Genomic DNA, 18007 nt, shown 5'->3' with positions numbered 1-18007 from the left:
TTTTGACCGCGTTCGGCTTCCAGGATGTGGTCGGCTATAAGGCCGCGCCCAAGAGCAGAATGAGCCCTATCTGATCCACATTTGATCTTTGGTGTCTGGGGATCAGGCCAGTTCGGTGGCGGTGTTTTTGACTACCGCGAGTTCGGGGTGGGCCACCAATTTGTCGATGTGCAACTCATCGTTGTTCAACCAGGTCTCCGTCAGCACCCGGTAATGTTCCATATCCCGGCAACGCATGCGCAGGCTGTAGTCGAACGGCCCGCTGATCAACTGGCATTCGAACACCTGCGGGCAGGATTTGACGCAGGCTTCGAAGGCCTTTTGCGCCGAGCGCCCGCTCTGGTTGGACAAGGCCACCAGCACCAGCAGCGACAGCCCCGGTGAGACCATCTGCACGTCGATGATCGCCCCGTACCCGCGGATCACCCCGCGCCGTTCGAGCTTGCGCACCCGTTCCAGGCACGGCCTGGGGGTCAGATGCACCAGCGACGAGAGCTTCTCGTAGGTGATACGCCCCTGATGCCGCAGCACGTCGATGATCGCCTCATCGATGCGATCCAGCGCAGGGGAGGAATGGGGTCCGTTGGCCTTGGTATCCATGGGTTTCACTTCAAGCGGTTGGAAAGAAATTGCTGCAAGCGTTCGCTGTTGGGATGGTCGAGAATTTCGGCACCGCCTTGTTCTTCGACGCGGCCCTGGTGCAAAAACAGCACTTGGCTGGACACCTGGCGGGCAAAGCCCATTTTGTGGGTGACCATCAACATGGTACGACCTTCCTCAGCCAACGTCTGTATGACTTTGAGGACTTCTCCTACAAGCTCAGGGTCCAAGGCGGAGGTCGGTTCGTCGAACAGAATGATTTCCGGTTCCATCGCCAAGGCGCGGGCGATGGCGACGCGCTGCTGCTGGCCGCCGGACAGAAACGCCGGGTATTGATCCGCCACCCGGCCCGGCAAGCCGACCTTGTCCAGGTACAGCCGCGCACGTCGTTCCGCCTCGGCCGCACTCACGCCCAACACCCGACGCGGGGCCATGGTGATGTTTTCCAGCACGGTCATGTGGCTCCACAGGTTGAAATGCTGGAACACCATGGCCAGGCGTGTGCGCAGGTTCTGCAGTTGCGCCTGGTGCGGTGCGCGGGTGCCGGCGCGGCCCTGGCGCATTTCGATGCTGATGCCGTCCAGGGTGATGACCCCGGCGTCCGGCTGTTCGAGAAAGTTGATGCAGCGCAGCATCGTGCTTTTGCCCGAGCCGCTGGCGCCGATCAGGCTGATCACATCGCCGTTGCGTGCGTTGAGGGAAACGCCCTTGAGCACTTCATGTTCGCCGTAGCGTTTGTGGATGCCTTCGACTTGCAGTTTGACCGCCGCCGTCGCCGCCTTGGCGATAGGGTCTGCGAGTGTATCGACGGGATAAGTGGCCAGGGCCTGCGCGGACTGATTCATGGGTTAGCCTCGGGTAGGAACAAGAAAACGCATCCAGCGACGTTCGGCCAGTCGAAACAGGCCCACCAGTGCAAAGGACAGCAGCATGTAGAGCAGCGCGGCGATACCGAAGGCCTGGAACGTCAGGAACGTCTCGGCATTCGCATCGCGGGCCACCTTGAGGATGTCGGCGACGGTGGCGGTAAACGCCAGCGACGTGGCGTGCAGCATCAGGATCATTTCATTGCTGTAGGCCGGCAACGCACGGCGCAGCGCGGCGGGCACCACCACAAACAGGTTCAGTCGCCAGCCGTGCAGGCCATAGGCGCGTACCGCTTCGATTTCGCCATGGGGAATGTTGCGGATCGCCCCGGCGAAGATTTCCACGGTGTAGGCACAGGTGTTGAGGACGAACGCCAGCAGCGTGCAGTTCAACGCGTTGCGGAAGAACTGGTTGAGCAGGGGTGTCCGGGTTGAAGGCAAAGCGCGCCGGGCGAATCATCAAGACGGTGTTGGTGGTTTGCATGGGGGCACGAATCCATGGGTTGAGCAGTGGAGCTATTTTGTGCGGGCTGACGGAGGAATCCCGGCTGAAACCGAGGCGGCGCTCAGCCGGGAAAGCTGAAAAGTGGGGTGTGGCAGCCGAATCGGCTGTGCGGGCTGGAATGCGATCAAGCGGTGGCGGATAGGTTGGCTGACGGAGCGCTATCGCAGGCAAGCCAGCTCCCACATTAGTATGGGGGTGGTTGTGGTATCCGAGTCAGGAAGGAGAGTGCATGTCTATCGCCGTTCGTATTGCCCAGGCCGCCGATGCAGATGGGATCAGCCGGGTCATCCTCGCCGCCTTGCACAGCAGTAATGCGCGGGATTACCCGGCGGATGTGATCGCCCGGGTGGCGGGCAACTTCACACCCGATGCGGTGCTCGAACTGCTCCGGCGTCGGTCGGTGCTGGTGGCGGTTCAGGACGAGGTGATCGTCGCCACCGCTTCCCTTGACGGTAATGTGGTGCGCTCGGTGTTCGTCAACCCGGCGCTGCAAGGGCAGGGCATCGGTCGGCTGCTGATGATCGAAATCGAATTGCGCGCCCGCGAGGCCGGGGTGACGGTGTTGAACGTGCCGTCTTCGCTGAGCGCCGAGTCGTTCTATACCAAATTGGGCTTTCACACCGTGCGCGACGTCTACCATGGCAACGAGCGCACGTTGGTGATGGAGAAAGCGCTGTCGTCGCGTCACCCCATCGGCGTCTACCGCGACCGTCTGCACCGGGCGCAGGTGGTTACGTTGTGGCAGGACGCTTTTGGTTATGACACCGCGCACAACCTGCCGACCCTGGCGATCGATAAGAAGCTGGCGGTCAATGACGGGCTGTTCTTCGTGGCGACGGATAAGAACGTCGTGATCGGTACTGTTCTGGCGGGGTACGACGGGCATCGTGGTTGGTTGTATTCGGTGGCGGTGCGCGCCGACTATCGCCGGCAAGGGCTGGGTGCGTCGCTGGTGCGGCACGCGGAGCAGGCCTTGAGCGCCTTGGGGTGTATGAAGATCAACCTGCAGATCACCGGCGGCAATGACACGGTGGTGGGGTTCTACGAGGCGTTGGGGTACGGGGTGGAGCCGAGGATCAGCATGGGCAAGAAGATGGTGGAAAATATCCCGACTCAATCCTGAGAATGATCGCAGATCAAATGTGGGAGGGGGCTTGCCCCCGATGACGGTGGGTCAGTCGATACCTCCAGTGACTGACACTCCGCTATCGGGGGCAAGCCCCCTCCTACAGGGTATTGCGGTGTGGCGGGGTTAGACCTTGACGATCCAGCCTTCTGGCGCTTCGACGTCGCCGGATTGCACGCCGGTCAGCTCTTTATAGAGCTTCTGGGTGATCGGGCCGACTTCGGTCTCGCTGTAGAACACGTGCAGTTTGCCCTGGTACTCGATACCGCCGATCGGCGAGATCACGGCAGCCGTCCCGCAGGCACCGGCTTCCTGGAAGATATCCAGTTGGTCGATGAACACTTCGCCTTCGACCACTTCCAGGCCCAGGCGGGTCTTGGCCAGTTCGATCAGCGACATGCGGGTGATGCCTGGCAGTACCGAAGGCGACTTCGGCGTGATGAACTTGTTGTCTCGGGTGATCCCGAAGAAGTTGGCCGAACCGACTTCCTCGATCTTCGAGTGCGTGGCCGGGTCCAGGTAGATGCTGTCGGCGAAGCCGGCTTTTTTCGCTTCGGAACCTGGCAGCAGGCTGGCGGCGTAGTTGCCACCGACCTTGGCGGCACCGGTGCCGTGTGGCGCGGCGCGGTCGTAGCCGGAGATCTGGAAGTTGTGCGGCACCAGGCCGCCCTTGAAGTAGGCGCCGACCGGGATCGCGAACACCGAGAAGATGAACTCCGGCGCGGTACGCACGCCGATGTTGTCACCGGTGCCGATCACGAACGGGCGCAGGTACAGCGCGCCGCCGCTGCCATACGGCGGGATGAACCGCTCGTTGGCACGAACCACTTGCTTGCAGGCGTCGATGAAGGCTTCGGTCGGCACTTGCGGCATCAACAGGCGACCGCAACTGCGCTGCATGCGCGCTGCGTTCTGGTCCGGGCGGAACAGGTTGATCGAGCCGTCCTTGCAGCGATAGGCCTTGAGGCCTTCAAAGCACTGTTGGCCGTAGTGCAGGGCGGTGGAGCCCTCGCTGATGTGCAGCACGTTGTCTTCGGTCAGGGTGCCCGCTTGCCACTCGCCGTTTTTCCAGGTCTGGATAAACCGCTTGTCGGTCTTGATGTAGTCAAAACCCAGCTTGTCCCAATTGATGCTTTCGTTACCCATGACACCCTCTATCTCTGGTCAAGTCGGTTTTTTTCTGAATGGGCGCAACAATACTGCATTCTTGCTTCATGTGGGAGCGGGCTTTTGTGGGAGGGGGCTTGCCCTCGATGAGGGCGCGCCAGTCGGCACATGCGTTGACTGGGCCACCGCTATCGGGGGCAAGCCCCCTCCCACAAAAGCCCGCGGGGCGTTTTTTACAGGTGGAGGGCGTGGCCCAGCGCTCGTAGGGCGGCTTCCTGGACGGCTTCGCCTAGGGTCGGGTGGGCGTGGATGGTGCCGGCCACGTCTTCCAGGCGTGCGCCCATTTCCAGGCTCAGCCCAAAGGCGGTGGACAGCTCGGACACGCCGACGCCAACCGCCTGCCAGCCGACAATCAGATGATTGTCACGCCGCGCCACCACCCGCACGAAGCCGCTTTTCGACTCCAGGGTCATGGCCCGACCATTGGCCGCGAACGGGAAGCTCGACACGATGCAGTCCAGCCCCGCCGCCTTGGCCTCGTCGGGCGACTTGCCGACCACCACCAGCTCCGGGTCGGTAAAGCACACGGCCGGGATCGCCGCCGGGTTGAATTCGCGGTGTTGACCGCTGATCAGTTCGGCGACCATTTCGCCCTGGGCCATGGCCCGGTGCGCGAGCATCGGCTCGCCGCTGAGGTCGCCGATGGCCCACACATTGCGCATGCTGGTCTGGCAGCGGTGGTCGATCCTGACCGCCGCGCCGTGCATCTCCAGGTCCAGCGCTTCGAGGTTCCAGCCCCGGGTGTTGGGGGTGCGACCGACGGCGACCAGCACCTGATCGGTCTCCAGCGACACGGTGTCGCCCTTCGGGTCGCGCACTTGCAGGCGGTTGTGCTCAAAGCCGGTGACGCTGTGCTTGAGGTACAGCTTCACGCCCAATTGCTTGAGCGACTCGGCCACCGGCTGGGTCAGCTCGGCGTCGTAGGCCGGCAGGATACGCTCCTGCGCTTCGACCACGCTGACTTCGGCGCCCAGCTTGCGGTAGGCAATCCCCAGTTCCAGGCCGATATAACCGCCACCCACCACAATCAGGCGCTTGGGCACGCGGGTCGGCGCCAGCGCTTCGGTGGACGAGATGATCGGCCCGCCGATCGGCAGCATCGGCAGGTTGACGCTTTTCGAGCCGGTGGCCAGCAGCAGGTTTTCGCACTGGATACGCTGGCCGTCGACGTCGACGGTCTTGCCGTCCACCACCTTGGCCCACCCGTGGATGACCTGCACCTTGTGTTTCTTCAGCAGCGCGGCAACCCCGCTGGTCAGGCGGTCGACGATGGCGTCTTTCCAAGCCACGCTTTTGCGGATGTCCAGGGTCGGCACATCCACTTCGATGCCCAGTTGGGAGCCCTGGCTGTGGTGTACGGTCTGCTGGAACTGTTCGGCCACGTGGATCAAGGCCTTGGACGGGATGCAGCCGATATTCAGGCAGGTGCCGCCCAGCGCCTGGCCTTCCACGAGGATGGTCGGGATGCCCAGCTGGCCGGCGCGGATCGCCGCCACATAACCGCCAGGGCCGCCGCCGATGATCAGCAGGGTGGTGTGCAATGTCTGAGTCATGCCCTTACTCCAGGAACAGGCTGGCGGGTTGTTCGAGCAGGCCGCGAATGGCCTGGATGAATTGCGCCGCGTCCATGCCGTCGACCACGCGGTGATCGAACGAGCTGGAGAGGTTCATCATCTTGCGGATCACGATCTGGCCCTTGATCACCATCGGCCGCTCGACGATGCGGTTGACGCCGACGATGGCCACTTCCGGCAGGTTCAGCACCGGCGTGCTGACGATGCCGCCCAAGGCGCCGAGGCTGGTCAGGGTGATGGTCGACCCCGACAGTTCGTCGCGGTTGGCCTTGCCATTACGCGCGGCGTTGGCCAAACGCGCGATTTCCTCGGCATTGCCCCACAGGCTGCGTGCTTCGGCGTGGCGCACCACCGGCACCATCAGGCCCACATCGCTCTGGGTGGCGACGCCCACATGCACCGCACCGAGGCGGGTGATGACCTGGGCTTCGTCGTCGTAACGCGCATTGATCTGTGGGAAATCGCGCAACGCCACGACCATGGCGCGCACGATGAACGGCAGCAGCGTCAGCTTGCCGCGTGTCGCGCCGTGTTTTTCATTGAGGTGTACGCGCAGTTCGTCGAGGGCGGTGACGTCGATCTCTTCCACATAGCTGAAATGCGCGGCGCGCCGGGTGGCGTCCTGCATGCGCTGGGCGATTTTGCGGCGCATGCCGATCACCGGGATCTGTTCTTCGTCGTTGCGTTCGGCGTAGGGGTTGGCGGCCGTAGTTTTTTTCGCCGGACTCTGGAGCAAGTAAGCGTCCAAATCTTCGTGCAGAATCCGGCCCGCCGGACCGGACCCCTGCACCAGGCGCAGGGGAATGCCTGCATCCAGCGCATGCTTGCGCACGGCGGGGGAGGCCAGCGGACGCTCGTTGGCATCGCGGGCCACGGGGGCCTGGGGCGCGACGGACGGTTTGAGCGCCAGTGTGCTTTCTACCGCCGGGGCCGGCTTGCTTTGCGCCACCGGCGCAGGCGCCGCCTTGGCCGGTTCAGCCGCCATCGGCACGTCTTTGGTATTGCCCGCGCCTTCCACTTCGATGCTGATCAGCACACTGCCCACGGCCATGACTTCACCCGGCTCGCCGCCGAGGGCAAGTACCTTGCCGTGGACCGGCGAGGGAATGTCCACCATCGCCTTGTCGGTCATCACATCCGCCAGCACCTGGTCTTCGACGACCAGGTCGCCGACCTTCACATGCCAGGCCGAAAGTTCAACTTCTGCGATGCCTTCGCCAATGTCCGGCATCTTGATAACGTGCGTGCCCATTCAGACCTCCATGACCCGTTTCAACGCCGCGCCCACACGGGACGGCCCTGGGAAATACGCCCATTCCTGCGCGTGCGGGTAGGGGGTGTCCCAACCGGTGACGCGTTCGATCGGCGCTTCCAGGTGGTGGAAGCAATGTTCCTGCACCAGCGCCACCAGCTCGGCGCCAAAGCCGCAGGTGCGGGTGGCTTCATGCACCACCACGCAACGTCCGGTCTTTTTCACCGAGTTGACGATGGTTTCCAGGTCCAGCGGCCACAGGCTGCGCAGGTCGATGACCTCGGCGTCGATACCGGTTTCTTCGGCGGCGACTTGCGACACGTACACGGTGGTGCCGTAGGTCAGCACGGTGACGGCCGAACCCGGACGCACGATCGCGGCCACGTCCAGCGGCACGCTGTAGTAACCGTCCGGCACTTGCGCCTGCGGGTGTTTCGACCACGGCGTTACCGGGCGGTCGTGGTGGCCGTCGAATGGGCCGTTGTACAGGCGCTTGGGCTCGAGGAAGATCACCGGGTCGTCGTTTTCGATCGAGGCGATCAACAGGCCCTTGGCGTCATAGGGGTTGGACGGCATCACCGTGCGCAGACCGCAGACCTGGGTGAACACCGCTTCGATGCTCTGGCTGTGGGTCTGGCCGCCGTAGATGCCGCCGCCGCAGGGCATGCGCAGGGTCAACGGCGCGGTGAACTGGCCGGCCGAGCGATAACGCAGGCGTGCCGCTTCGGAGATGATCTGGTCGCTGGCTGGGTAGACGTAGTCGGCGAACTGGATTTCCGCCACCGGGCGCAGGCCGTAGGCGCCCATGCCCACCGCCACGCCGACGATGCCGCTTTCGGAGATCGGCGCGTCAAACACCCGCGAACTGCCGTACTTGTTCTGCAAGCCTTCGGTGCAACGGAATACGCCGCCGAAATAGCCGACGTCCTGGCCGAACACCACCACGTTGTCGTCACGCTCAAGCATCACGTCCATGGCCGAGCGCAGGGCCTGGATCATGGTCATGGTGGTGGTGGTCATGGCGGTTTCCAATTCGATGCTGTTGTTGTGATCGTTCATGTCAGACCCCCAACTCTTGACGCTGGCGCTTCAAGTGCTCCGGCATCTCTTTGTAGACGTCTTCGAACATGGTCGCGGCGCTTGGAATCTGGCCGCCGGCGAGGGTGCCGTACTGTTCGGCTGCTTTCTGCGCCTTGACCACTTCGGCCTCCAGTTCGGCACTGACCGTCGCGTGTTCCTCTTCGGACCACTGGCCGATCTTGATCAGGTGCTGCTTGAGGCGCGCAATCGGGTCGCCCAGGGGGAAGTGGCTCCAGTCGTCGGCGGGGCGGTACTTGGACGGATCATCCGACGTGGAGTGCGGGCCGGCGCGGTAGGTGACCCATTCGATCAGGGTCGGGCCGAGGTTGCGACGCGCGCGTTCGGCGGCCCAGGCGGAAGCGGCGTACACCGCGATGAAGTCGTTGCCGTCCACGCGCAGGGAGGCGATGCCGCACCCGACGCCGCGTCCGGCGAAGGTGGTGGCTTCACCGCCGGCGATGGCCTGGAAGGTGGAGATGGCCCACTGGTTGTTGACCACGTTGAGAATCACCGGCGCGCGGTAGACGTGGGCGAAGGTGAGGGCGGTGTGGAAGTCCGATTCGGCAGTGGCGCCGTCGCCGATCCAGGCCGAGGCGATCTTGGTATCGCCCTTGATCGCCGAGGCCATGCCCCAGCCCACGGCTTGTACGAATTGGGTGGCAAGGTTGCCGGAAATGGTGAAGAAGCCGGCGTCTTTCACCGAATACATGATCGGCAGTTGCCGGCCCTTGAGCGGGTCGTGCTCGTTGGACAGCAGTTGGCAGATCAGGTCCACCAGCGGCACGTCGCGGGCCATCAGGATGCTTTGCTGACGGTAGGTGGGGAAGCACATGTCGTCGATGTTCAGGGCCAGGGCCTGGGCGCTGCCGATGGCTTCTTCGCCGAGGCTCTGCATGTAGAACGACATTTTTTTCTGACGCTGGGCGACCACCATGCGGTTGTCGAAGATGCGCGTCTTGAGCATGGCGCGCATGCCCCGGCGCAGGATCTCGACAGGCACGTCTTCAGCCCACGGACCGAGGGCCTGGCCCTGGTCATCGAGCACGCGGATCAGGCCCTTGGCCAAATCGGCGGTGTCGGCGGGTTCTACGTCGATGCTGGGTTTGCGCACCAGGCCGGCGTCGGTCAGACGCAGGTAGGTAAAGTCAGTCTTGCAGCCTGGACGGCCCGAGGGTTCGGGAACGTGCAGGCGCAGTGGTGCATACGGCTGGTTCATGGCTTTCTACGCTCGATCTTGTGAATTTCTTGTAGTGGGCGCGCTAGCTGACCGTCATCCTCCGGGTAGGAGAAATCTTGTCCTACAACAATCATAGGCGGGGCGTAGAAGAATATTTATCTGTGTTTCGTTGCGCTCTGGCTCATTTGCGGATAAAAAAACTGCATAAACATAATAAACAGGTGATTTTGTCTCATGCGCAAACTGGACCGTACCGATATCGGCATTCTCAACGCCCTGCAGGAGAATGCGCGCATCACCAACGCCGACCTCGCCCGCTCGGTCAACCTGTCGCCCACGCCGTGTTTCAATCGGGTCAAGGCGATGGAAGAACTGGGCCTGATTCGCGACCAGGTAACCTTGCTCGATGCCGACCTGCTGGGGCTGCACGTCAACGTGTTTATCCATGTCAGCCTGGAAAAGCAGAACGAACTGGCCTTGCAGCAATTTGAAGGGGCGATTTCCGACCGGCCCGAGGTGATGGAGTGCTACTTGATGGCCGGCGACCCGGACTACTTGATCCGTGTGTTGGTGCCGACGATCCAGTCGCTGGAGCGTTTCATGATGGACTTTCTGACCAAAGTGCCAGGTGTTGCCAATATCCGCTCCAGCTTCGCTCTTAAACAAGTGCGCTATAAGACCGCGTTGCCACTGCCGCCGGATGGATTGATGGTCTGAGACAAGGTTCGCGGCGCAACGCAACGCAACTCATGCATTGCTCTTTATTGGCGCGCGCGCTTTTTAGTATTGACACCTGTCAATGTATATTTTACCTGAGCGCTCTATTGTATCGGCTACGTTCCCCATTCAAGTGGCCGGACAAGTCATGGAGAATCAGCCGCCAAGGTGCCGTGTACCCTACGACTTTAATCTAACTTCGCATTCTAAATATTGCGGCCTGGCCCGATTGACTTCCAACGCGCTTTGGGCTTCAGGCTGGATGAGTTTTGTTGTTTAGCTAAGTAATTAAAAAGAACGGGGTTTTTTTCTTGCATCGTAAAAATTTCCTTGATCGCTCACGAATTTTTCACGCGTTATTAAACAAATTAGTAGCTATAAGCCACCTAACTAACAATTCCACGTAAAAGGTGAATCGAGATGTCTATGAGATCCCTGAAATTGAATCTACGTACCACCCTTTGTTTCGGAGTGGTTTGCATTCTGCTGTTAATACAAGGGGGCATGACGCTGGTAAAAGTCGATTCCGTCTATTCTTCAACCATCGAGATTGAAAGCAACTGGCTGCCCAGTATTCGCCTGGCCGGAAGAATCGATTCAGCCCTGTTTAAGTTGCGTCTGGAGTTGCGCCGTTTTGCCATGGACAGTGCCCGGCAGGATCAAAGTTCACGGGATAGCCTTCAAAGTGTCCGATCGGAGTTGATGAAGATCGCCCAGAGCTACGCTCCCATGGTGTCGAGCCCCGAGGAGCAGGCCAAATATGACGAAATCATGAGCAGTATTGGCACTTACAACCAGAAGATCGATGAATTTCTGGCGCTCTCTACCACAGGCTCCTCTGCGCAGATTGCCGCTTATCTGAGCGACGTGCAGGCCCCCGTCGCCCTCAAGGCGCAGGACTCGATCAACGACCTGATCACCCTGAACGAGCGCGGCTCCAATGAGGCGGTGCGGATCGCCTCCAGCGAATACAACGCGACTCGTCTGTTTACCTGGGTGCTGATGGGCGCTTCAGTGCTGTTGACCGTGGTCGTCGCGAGCCTGTTTACCCGCAGTATCATTACCCCAGTGCGTGAGTTGCTGGTGTCGACCTCCAAGATCGCCGACGGTGATCTGCGCGTGGCCATCGCCGTCAACGGCAAGGATGAGCTGACGGAGTTGCAACAATCGACTGCCGCGATGCAGATGAACCTCAAAACCACTTTGCAGCACATCTCCGAAGCCTCCGGGCAGTTGGCCTCGGCTGCCGAAGAGATGAGTTCGATTACCCGTGAGTCCAGCGCCGGTATCGAGCGCCAGAGCATGGAAACCGACCAGGCCGCCACGGCGGTCAATGAGATGACCGCAGCGGTGGAAGAAGTCGCGCGCAATGCCGTCTCGGCCTCCCAGTCGACCCAGGACTCCCAACGCTCGGCCCAAATCGGCCAGGAGCGTGTGACCCAGACCATCGCGTCGATTGAAAAACTCAGCGCCACCGTGCAGCAGACCGGTATGGAAGTCGAAGGCCTGGCCAAGCAGGCCCAGGACATCGCACGGGTGGTGGAAGTGATCCGCTCGATTGCCGAACAGACCAACCTGCTGGCGCTGAACGCCGCCATCGAAGCGGCGCGGGCCGGCGAGCAAGGCCGAGGGTTTGCGGTGGTGGCCGATGAAGTGCGGGCGCTGGCTCACCGGACCCAGACCTCGACACAGGAAATCGAGCAGATGATCGCGAAGATCCAGGTCTGTTCCAACGAGGCGGTGTCGTCGATGACCATGAACCGCAGCGAAGCGGTGGACTCGCTGAAAATCGCCCACGAAGCAGGCCAGGCCATCACTCAGATCACCGAAGCGATTGCCGACATCAACGACCGGAACCAGTTGATCGCGACGGCCTCCGAAGAACAGGCGCATGTGGCGCGCTCCGTCGACCAGAACCTGATCAGCATTCGCGACCTGTCGATCCAGAGTTCGTCGGCCGCCGGGCAAACGTCGATTGCCAGCCACGAACTGTCGAAGCTGGCGATGGATCTCAAGCAGATTGTGGCTCAGTTCTCCATCGCGTGAACCCGCGACGCAGGTGGCCGGTTCAGCGCGTTCAGAGCTGATTGAGCGGGATCTTCAGGTACACCACCCCATTCTCTTCGGGCGGCGGCAGATTCCCCGCCCGCACATTCACCTGGATCGCCGGCAGCAGCAGTGTCGGCATCCCCAGCCCGGCATCGCGCTGGGTCCGCATCTGCACAAACGCCGCTTCATCCACCCCGTCATGCACATGGATATTGCCCGCGCGCTGCTCGGCCACGGTGGTCTGGCACCGGGCCTCACGGCCTTGTGGCGGGTAGTCGTGGCATACGTACAGTCGGGTCTGCGGCGGGAAGGCCAGGAGCTTGCGCATCGACGCATACAGCTGGTGTGCATCGCCACCGGGGAAGTCGCAGCGGGCGGTGCCGACGTCGGGCATGAACAGGGTGTCGCCGACCAGGATCAGTTGATCGTCGATCAGGTAGGCCATGTCCGCCGGGGTGTGGCCGGGCACGTGCAAGGCCTGGGCCTTCAAGTTGCCGATAGGGAAGATTTCATCCGGGGCGAACAGGTGGTCGAACTGCGAACCGTCGACGCGAAATTCCGGCTCCAGGTTGAACAGGTGCTTGAACACGTGCTGCACCTTGCTGATGGCCTGGCCAATGGCGATCTTGCCGCCCAACGTCCGGCGCAGGTAAGGCGCGGCGGACAGATGGTCGGCATGGGCGTGGGTTTCCAGCAGCCATTGCACCTGCAAGCGATGTTCGCGCACGTAGGCGATCACCTTGTCGGCCTGGCGTGTGTCGGTGCGCCCGGAGGCCGGGTCGTAATTGAGCACCGAGTCGACGATGGCGCAGGGGCCATCGTCGGCCTCATGCACCACATAGGTGTAGGTCGACGATGCCTCGTCCAGAAAAGCCTGAATCAACGCGGGCATGGGCGGCGGTCCTTGGTGGCGGGCTGCGGGTTACATTCGCGATGTGTCCCACATGGACTTGGCAGATTAAGGGAAAAAAACGCTGCGAGGCAAAGGGTCGACCTGTAACAGGACATGATACGGTCTTTCGGCATGTTGTTCAGGGTCGGTCTTACACCCTAAGTGCCGCGTCTGTGAACGGGCCGGTCTTACACCGAATTTGCCGAGCCCCCGCTGCCCGTCCAAAGCACCCTGAAATTGGCGCCAAGGCAGCGTAGGCCGTGGCCTGGCAGCTTTCGATAATCGCCTCCGACATCATGTCCCCGTTGCGGAGCGCACCATGCATAACAATAAGAAACTCCCCCTGCGTCTGTTGCCTGTGTTTCTCGTCGGCCTGGGCCTGAGCCCGTTCGCCAGCGCCGAAATCATGCTGTACGACAAAGACGAAACCACCTTCTCCACCGATGGCTACATCAACGCCTTCTACGTCAACAGCAACGTAGACCGCGCCGGTGACCAATACGACCGCCGCCAGGCCCGGGTGAAGATGGGCTTTTTGCCCAACTACCTGGGCTTCAACATGACCAAGCAGGCCGACGACCTCAAGCTCGGCGCCCGTGCCTCGTTCTGGGTGACCATCAACGACAGCCAGACCAACGGCACCGACACTGCCATCGATGTGCGCCAGTTCTACGGCACCGTAGCCAACCCGGAGTGGGGCGAAGTGCTGATCGGCAAGGACTTCGGCCTGTTCGCCCGCTCCAACATCCTGCTCGACGAATTGCTCGCGGGCTACGGCCAGGTCAGCGACAGCCTCGGCCTGGTCGACGGCGGCGGGGTTTCGTTCGGCAATATCGGCAGCGGCTATCCATACCCGTTCCCGACCTCGCAGATCACCTACCGCACCCCGGTGATGGACGGCCTGCGTGTTGCCGTCGGCATCCTCGACCCGGTCGATACCAACGACAGCAGCCCCCAAGGCAAGGCCTACCAGAAAAACCCGCGTACCGAGAGCGAGATCACCTACCAGTTCGACCTGGGCGGGGCGAAGATCTACAGCTGGCTCAACGGCAGCTACCAGACTTCGGACAACACCGATTCCAACGTCGACAGCGTCACCTCCAAAGGCGTGGGCTACGGCGTGCAGGCGAAAATGGGCGGCCTGTCCCTGACCGGCTCGGGCTTCCAGGCCAAGGGCATCAACCCGTTCTTCACCAACAATGCCGGCGAAGCGACCCTGCGCAATGTCGACAGCAACGGCTACCTGCTGCAAGGCTCCTACAAGCTGGGCAAGAACCGCCTGGCGCTGTCGTATGGCAAAACCAAGGACGACGGCAACGGCGTGGTGGGCAGCGGCGCGGACTATGACACCCGTGGCATTGCGCTGTTTCACGACGTGAACGACAACCTGAAGCTGGTCGCTGAATACAACCAGTTCCAGATCAAGGGGCATGACACCAGCGCACAAAATGAAGACACCGACACCTTCGCCGTCGGTGCCGTACTCACCTGGTAAAACCTGACTGCCCTGGTCTTTAAGTGGTACGCGGTCAAAATGTGGGAGGGGGCTTGCCCCCGATAGCGGTGGTTCAGTTGGCTCATTTGTAGCTGATCCACCGCCATCGGGAGCAAGCTCCCTCCCACATTTGATTACCTGCATCCTGAACGTCTCATCCCATCGCATCCCCCCACCCAGTACCCAAGTAGCATAGGTTCCGCCCCCCCAGCCTTCGTACACTCATGCCTCAGAGCGGAGAGTCGACGATGCACAACCATGAAGGCGTAGTCAGTGCCATGTCTCTGGCCACCGATGCCGGGCAGGCCGCCGAAGAATTGGCCGAGCAACTGCTGCATCCGTACCTGGGCTTCGTGCTGTTTTTCTGCTCGGCTTCCTACGACCTGCAGGCGCTCGGCCAAGCCCTGCAACGTTGTTTCGGCAATGTGCGCCTCGTCGGTTGCACCAGCGCCGGCGAGATCACACCCCAAGGCTACGGGCGCAATTGCGTGACGGCGATGGGCTTTAACCACGCGCATTTTTCGATTGCCACCGAACTGATCGACCAGGTGGAACACTTCAGCCTGATCGACGCCCAGCACATGGTCGAACGCCTGGTGGGCGGCTGTCGCAGCAACACCCTGGCGCCGATCAAGGGCAACACCTTCGCCCTGACCTTGCTCGACGGCCTGTCCAGCCGTGAAGAAATGGTGCTCGCGGCCCTCAGCGCGGCGCTCGGCGATATCCCGCATTTCGGCGGCTCGGCCGGCGACGACAATTACCTCACGCACACCCATGTGTATTTCAACGGCGCGTTCCACAGCGGCGCGGCCGTGGTGGTGCTGGTCAATACCTGGCTGGACTTCGAGGTGTTCACCACCCACCACATTCTGCCGCGTGCGGAAAAACTCGTGGTGACCGGCGCCGACAGCCCGTCGCGGCGAGTGTTCGAGCTCAACGCCGAGCCCGCCGCCGAGGAGTACGCGCGACACATCGGCGTGGCCGTGGCCGACCTCGACCACCGCATCTTCGCCGCGCACCCGCTGGCGGTACGTATCCACGACCAGTACTACGTCAGGGCGATCCAGCAGGTGCATGACGACCTGAGCCTGAGTTTCTACTGCGCCGTGGAAAACGGCATCGTCCTCACGGTGATGACACCCGGGCCGATCCTGCCGAACCTGGTAACCCTGTTCGACGGCCTGCAATCGCGCCTCGGCGAGCTGCTGCTGACCATTGGCTGCGACTGCTTCCTGCGCCGCCTGGAGCTGGAAGACAGCGGCACCCTGGAGCAGATCGGCGGCTTCCTGCGCGACCAGCGGGTGATGGGGTTCAACACCTACGGAGAACAGTTCAATGGCATGCATATCAACCAGACCTTCACCGGCGTCGCCATTGCCCGAGGGCGAGCCCCAGGATCGCAATGAACTGTTGGCCGAGTTGGCGCGACTGCGCCTGGACAACTACAAGCTGACGCGGATCAACGCGGCGCTGATCGAGCGCATCGAGTCCGGGGTGACCCAGGGCAACGACCCCTACACCACGTTCCAGCACTCGGTGGTGCTCGCCGAACAAGTGCGCGAGCGCACCGACGCGCTGAACCAGGCGATGGCCGAACTGCGCGCCAGCAACCACTTACTGATCAACGCCCGCCTGCGCGCCGAAACCCTGCGCCGCGAGCAGGCCGCGGCGCAAAAGGCGCAGGAGAGCGAGCGCTGGATTCGCCTGATCACCGACCATGTGCCGGCGCTGATCGGCTACCTGAATGCCGACCTGGTGTATGAGTTCACCAACAAGGTCTATGAAGAATGGTACTGCTGGCCGCGGGGCATGATGCTCGGCCAGAGCCTGCGCGAAGTCCACAGCGAACAACACTGTCAGCGCCTGGATGCCTACGTCTCGCGGGCGCTGGCGGGGGAGAGCGTGACCTTCGAATTCGCCGAAACCAACATCAACAACCAGGAGCGCTACATGCTGCGCTCCTACGTGCCCAACCGCCTGGCCAGTGGCGAAGTGGTGGGGATCTTTGTGCTGATCCGCGACATCACCGAGCGCCGGCGCACCGCCGAAGCCTTGCACCAGGCCTATCAGAACCTGGAGCTGCGCGTCGCCCAGCGCACCTCGGAACTGACTTCGCTGAACGACCAGTTGCTGCGCGAAATCGACGAGCGCCGCCGCGTGGAATCGCGCCTGCGCGAAGCCAAGCTCGAAGCCGAGCAGGCCAACCTGTCGAAAACCAAATTCCTCGCCGCCGTCAGCCACGACCTGTTGCAACCACTGAACGCCGCGCGGTTGTTCACCGGCGCCTTGCTCGAACGCCGCGAACCCCAGGCCAATGAAACCCTGGTGCGCAACGTGAGCAACTCGCTGGAAGACGTGGAAAACCTGTTGGGCACCCTGGTCGATATTTCCAAGCTGGATGCCGGGGTGATCAAAGCCGATATCGCCCCGTTCGCCCTCAGCGAGCTGCTCGACAACCTCGCCGTCGAATTCACCCAACTGGCGCGCAGCGAAGGCCTGGAGTTGCACTTCGTCGGCTGCTCGGCGCTGGTGCGCAGCGATATCCAGCTGCTGGCGCGGATTCTGCGCAACCTGCTGAGCAATGCGATTCGCTACACCTACTCGGGGCGCGTGGTGCTGGGCTGCCGCCGCCAGCACCAGCGCTTGTCGATCCAGGTCTGGGACAGTGGCATGGGCATTGCCGAAGATCGCCTGGAGGAAATTTTCCAGGAGTTCAAACGCGGCGATGTGCAGCGGCGCGACCAGGATCGCGGGTTGGGCCTGGGCCTGGCCATCGTGGAAAAAATCGCCGGCATCCTCGGCCATCGCATCACCGTCAAGTCGTGGCCGGGCAAGGGCTCGATGTTCGCGGTGGACGTGCCCTTGAGCGCCACCGCGCCCAAATCGCTGCCGCAGCCGTCCATGAGCGAACCGATGCTGGAGCGCCTGCAAGGCGCGCGGGTGTGGGTGCTGGATAACGACGCGGCGATCTGCGCGGGAATGCGGACCTTGCTGGAGGGGTGGGGCTGCCGGGTGGTCACCGCGTTATCGGAACAAGACCTGGCGCGGCAGGTGGACAACTATCACGCCGAGGCCGACCTGCTGATCGCCGATTACCACCTGGACGATGAGCAGAACGGCGTCGACGCCGTGGCACGCATCAACGCCCGGCGCGCCAGCCCGATCCCGGCCATGATGATCACCGCCAATTACAGTAACGAACTGAAGCTGCAGATCCGCGAACTGGGACACACCTTGATGCACAAGCCGGTGCGGCCGATGAAGCTCAAGACCGCGATGAGCCACCTCTTAGGCAAATGACCACCGAACGCTCCTCAAATAGCGATCAAACAGAGAACCAGAGAACCAGAGAACCAGAGAACCAGAGAACCAGAGAACCAGAGATCCAGAGATCCAGAGATCCAATAGAAATCCAGAGGTCCAATAGAGATCCAGAGATCAAATGGAGATCCAATGTGGGAGGGGGCTTGCCCCCGATAGCTGACTGTCAGTCACTGCACCTATAAC

The 18007-nt window shown here is 62.0% G+C and carries 14 protein-coding genes and 1 pseudogene; 6 read left to right on the top strand and 9 right to left on the bottom strand.

Features of this window, described 5'->3' with window-relative positions:
* Positions 1-102: 102 nt before the first annotated feature.
* The 3 genes and pseudogenes from AC07W0_RS23305 to AC07W0_RS23295 all read right to left on the bottom strand — a co-directional run.
* On the bottom strand, positions 103-600 hold the full coding sequence (locus tag AC07W0_RS23305) for an Lrp/AsnC family transcriptional regulator (protein WP_017847507.1): 498 nt from the start codon (positions 598-600) through the stop codon (positions 103-105).
* 5 nt (positions 601-605) lie between these two features.
* Positions 606-1445, bottom strand: coding sequence for an ABC transporter ATP-binding protein (locus AC07W0_RS23300; protein ID WP_173677838.1), 840 nt, complete (start codon positions 1443-1445; stop codon positions 606-608).
* A gap of 3 nt (positions 1446-1448) precedes the next feature.
* A pseudogene (locus AC07W0_RS23295) lies at positions 1449-1889 on the bottom strand (ABC transporter permease subunit); the annotation flags it as partial.
* Positions 1890-2200: 311 nt separating this feature from the next.
* Here AC07W0_RS23295 and AC07W0_RS23290 point away from each other — a divergent pair.
* Positions 2201-3094 carry a GNAT family acetyltransferase gene (locus AC07W0_RS23290; RefSeq protein ID WP_017847504.1) on the top strand — a complete coding sequence of 298 codons (894 nt, stop codon included), beginning with the start codon at positions 2201-2203 and terminating at the stop codon, positions 3092-3094.
* A gap of 129 nt (positions 3095-3223) precedes the next feature.
* Here the strand turns inward: AC07W0_RS23290 and AC07W0_RS23285 are convergent, their stop codons facing one another.
* The 5 genes from AC07W0_RS23285 to AC07W0_RS23265 all read right to left on the bottom strand — a co-directional run bounded on the left by AC07W0_RS23285 (position 3224) and on the right by AC07W0_RS23265 (position 9386).
* Positions 3224-4243, bottom strand: a complete 1020-nt coding sequence (locus AC07W0_RS23285) for a branched-chain amino acid aminotransferase (RefSeq protein ID WP_017847503.1) — start codon at positions 4241-4243, stop codon at positions 3224-3226.
* Positions 4244-4437: 194 nt separating this feature from the next.
* Positions 4438-5817 (bottom strand): dihydrolipoyl dehydrogenase, encoded by a 1380-nt coding sequence (lpdA, locus tag AC07W0_RS23280; protein WP_102618599.1) that lies wholly within the window; start codon positions 5815-5817, stop codon positions 4438-4440.
* Positions 5818-5821: 4 nt separating this feature from the next.
* Positions 5822-7090 carry a dihydrolipoamide acetyltransferase family protein gene (locus AC07W0_RS23275; RefSeq protein ID WP_102618598.1) on the bottom strand — a complete coding sequence of 423 codons (1269 nt, stop codon included), beginning with the start codon at positions 7088-7090 and terminating at the stop codon, positions 5822-5824.
* Complete coding sequence (locus AC07W0_RS23270; RefSeq protein WP_017847500.1) at positions 7091-8149, bottom strand: alpha-ketoacid dehydrogenase subunit beta; 1059 nt, start codon at positions 8147-8149, stop codon at positions 7091-7093.
* A gap of 1 nt (position 8150) precedes the next feature.
* Positions 8151-9386, bottom strand: a complete 1236-nt coding sequence (locus tag AC07W0_RS23265) for a 3-methyl-2-oxobutanoate dehydrogenase (2-methylpropanoyl-transferring) subunit alpha (RefSeq protein ID WP_057005599.1) — start codon at positions 9384-9386, stop codon at positions 8151-8153.
* 195 nt (positions 9387-9581) lie between these two features.
* Between AC07W0_RS23265 and AC07W0_RS23260 the strand changes: the two genes are divergently transcribed.
* Together AC07W0_RS23260 and AC07W0_RS23255 are read left to right on the top strand one after the other, a co-directional pair.
* Positions 9582-10064, top strand: coding sequence for an Lrp/AsnC family transcriptional regulator (locus tag AC07W0_RS23260; RefSeq protein WP_017847498.1), 483 nt, complete (start codon positions 9582-9584; stop codon positions 10062-10064).
* A gap of 420 nt (positions 10065-10484) precedes the next feature.
* Entirely contained in the window at positions 10485-12110 is a 1626-nt protein-coding gene (locus tag AC07W0_RS23255; RefSeq protein ID WP_102618596.1) for a methyl-accepting chemotaxis protein, read from the top strand.
* Between the two features lie 31 nt (positions 12111-12141).
* Here the strand turns inward: AC07W0_RS23255 and AC07W0_RS23250 are convergent, their stop codons facing one another.
* On the bottom strand, positions 12142-13005 hold the full coding sequence (locus AC07W0_RS23250) for an MBL fold metallo-hydrolase (RefSeq protein WP_046382806.1): 864 nt from the start codon (positions 13003-13005) through the stop codon (positions 12142-12144).
* A 319-nt stretch (positions 13006-13324) separates the two neighbouring features.
* Here AC07W0_RS23250 and AC07W0_RS23245 point away from each other — a divergent pair, with 319 nt between their 5' ends.
* The 3 genes from AC07W0_RS23245 (at position 13325) to AC07W0_RS23235 (ending at position 17800) form a co-directional block, all read left to right on the top strand.
* Positions 13325-14500 carry a porin gene (locus AC07W0_RS23245; RefSeq protein WP_017847495.1) on the top strand — a complete coding sequence of 392 codons (1176 nt, stop codon included), beginning with the start codon at positions 13325-13327 and terminating at the stop codon, positions 14498-14500.
* Positions 14501-14748: 248 nt separating this feature from the next.
* On the top strand, positions 14749-15906 hold the full coding sequence (gene nosP, locus AC07W0_RS23240; RefSeq protein ID WP_102618595.1) for a nitric oxide-sensing protein NosP: 1158 nt from the start codon (positions 14749-14751) through the stop codon (positions 15904-15906).
* Entirely contained in the window at positions 15836-17800 is a 1965-nt protein-coding gene (locus AC07W0_RS23235; protein WP_079444258.1) for a PAS domain-containing hybrid sensor histidine kinase/response regulator, read from the top strand. Before nosP ends, AC07W0_RS23235 begins: the two co-directional genes overlap by 71 nt.
* The last annotated feature ends 207 nt before the right edge of the window (positions 17801-18007 follow it).

It is taken from the genome of Pseudomonas sp. GW704-F2 (assembly GCF_059423025.1).
This window is presented reverse-complemented; position numbering and strand designations above follow the sequence as displayed.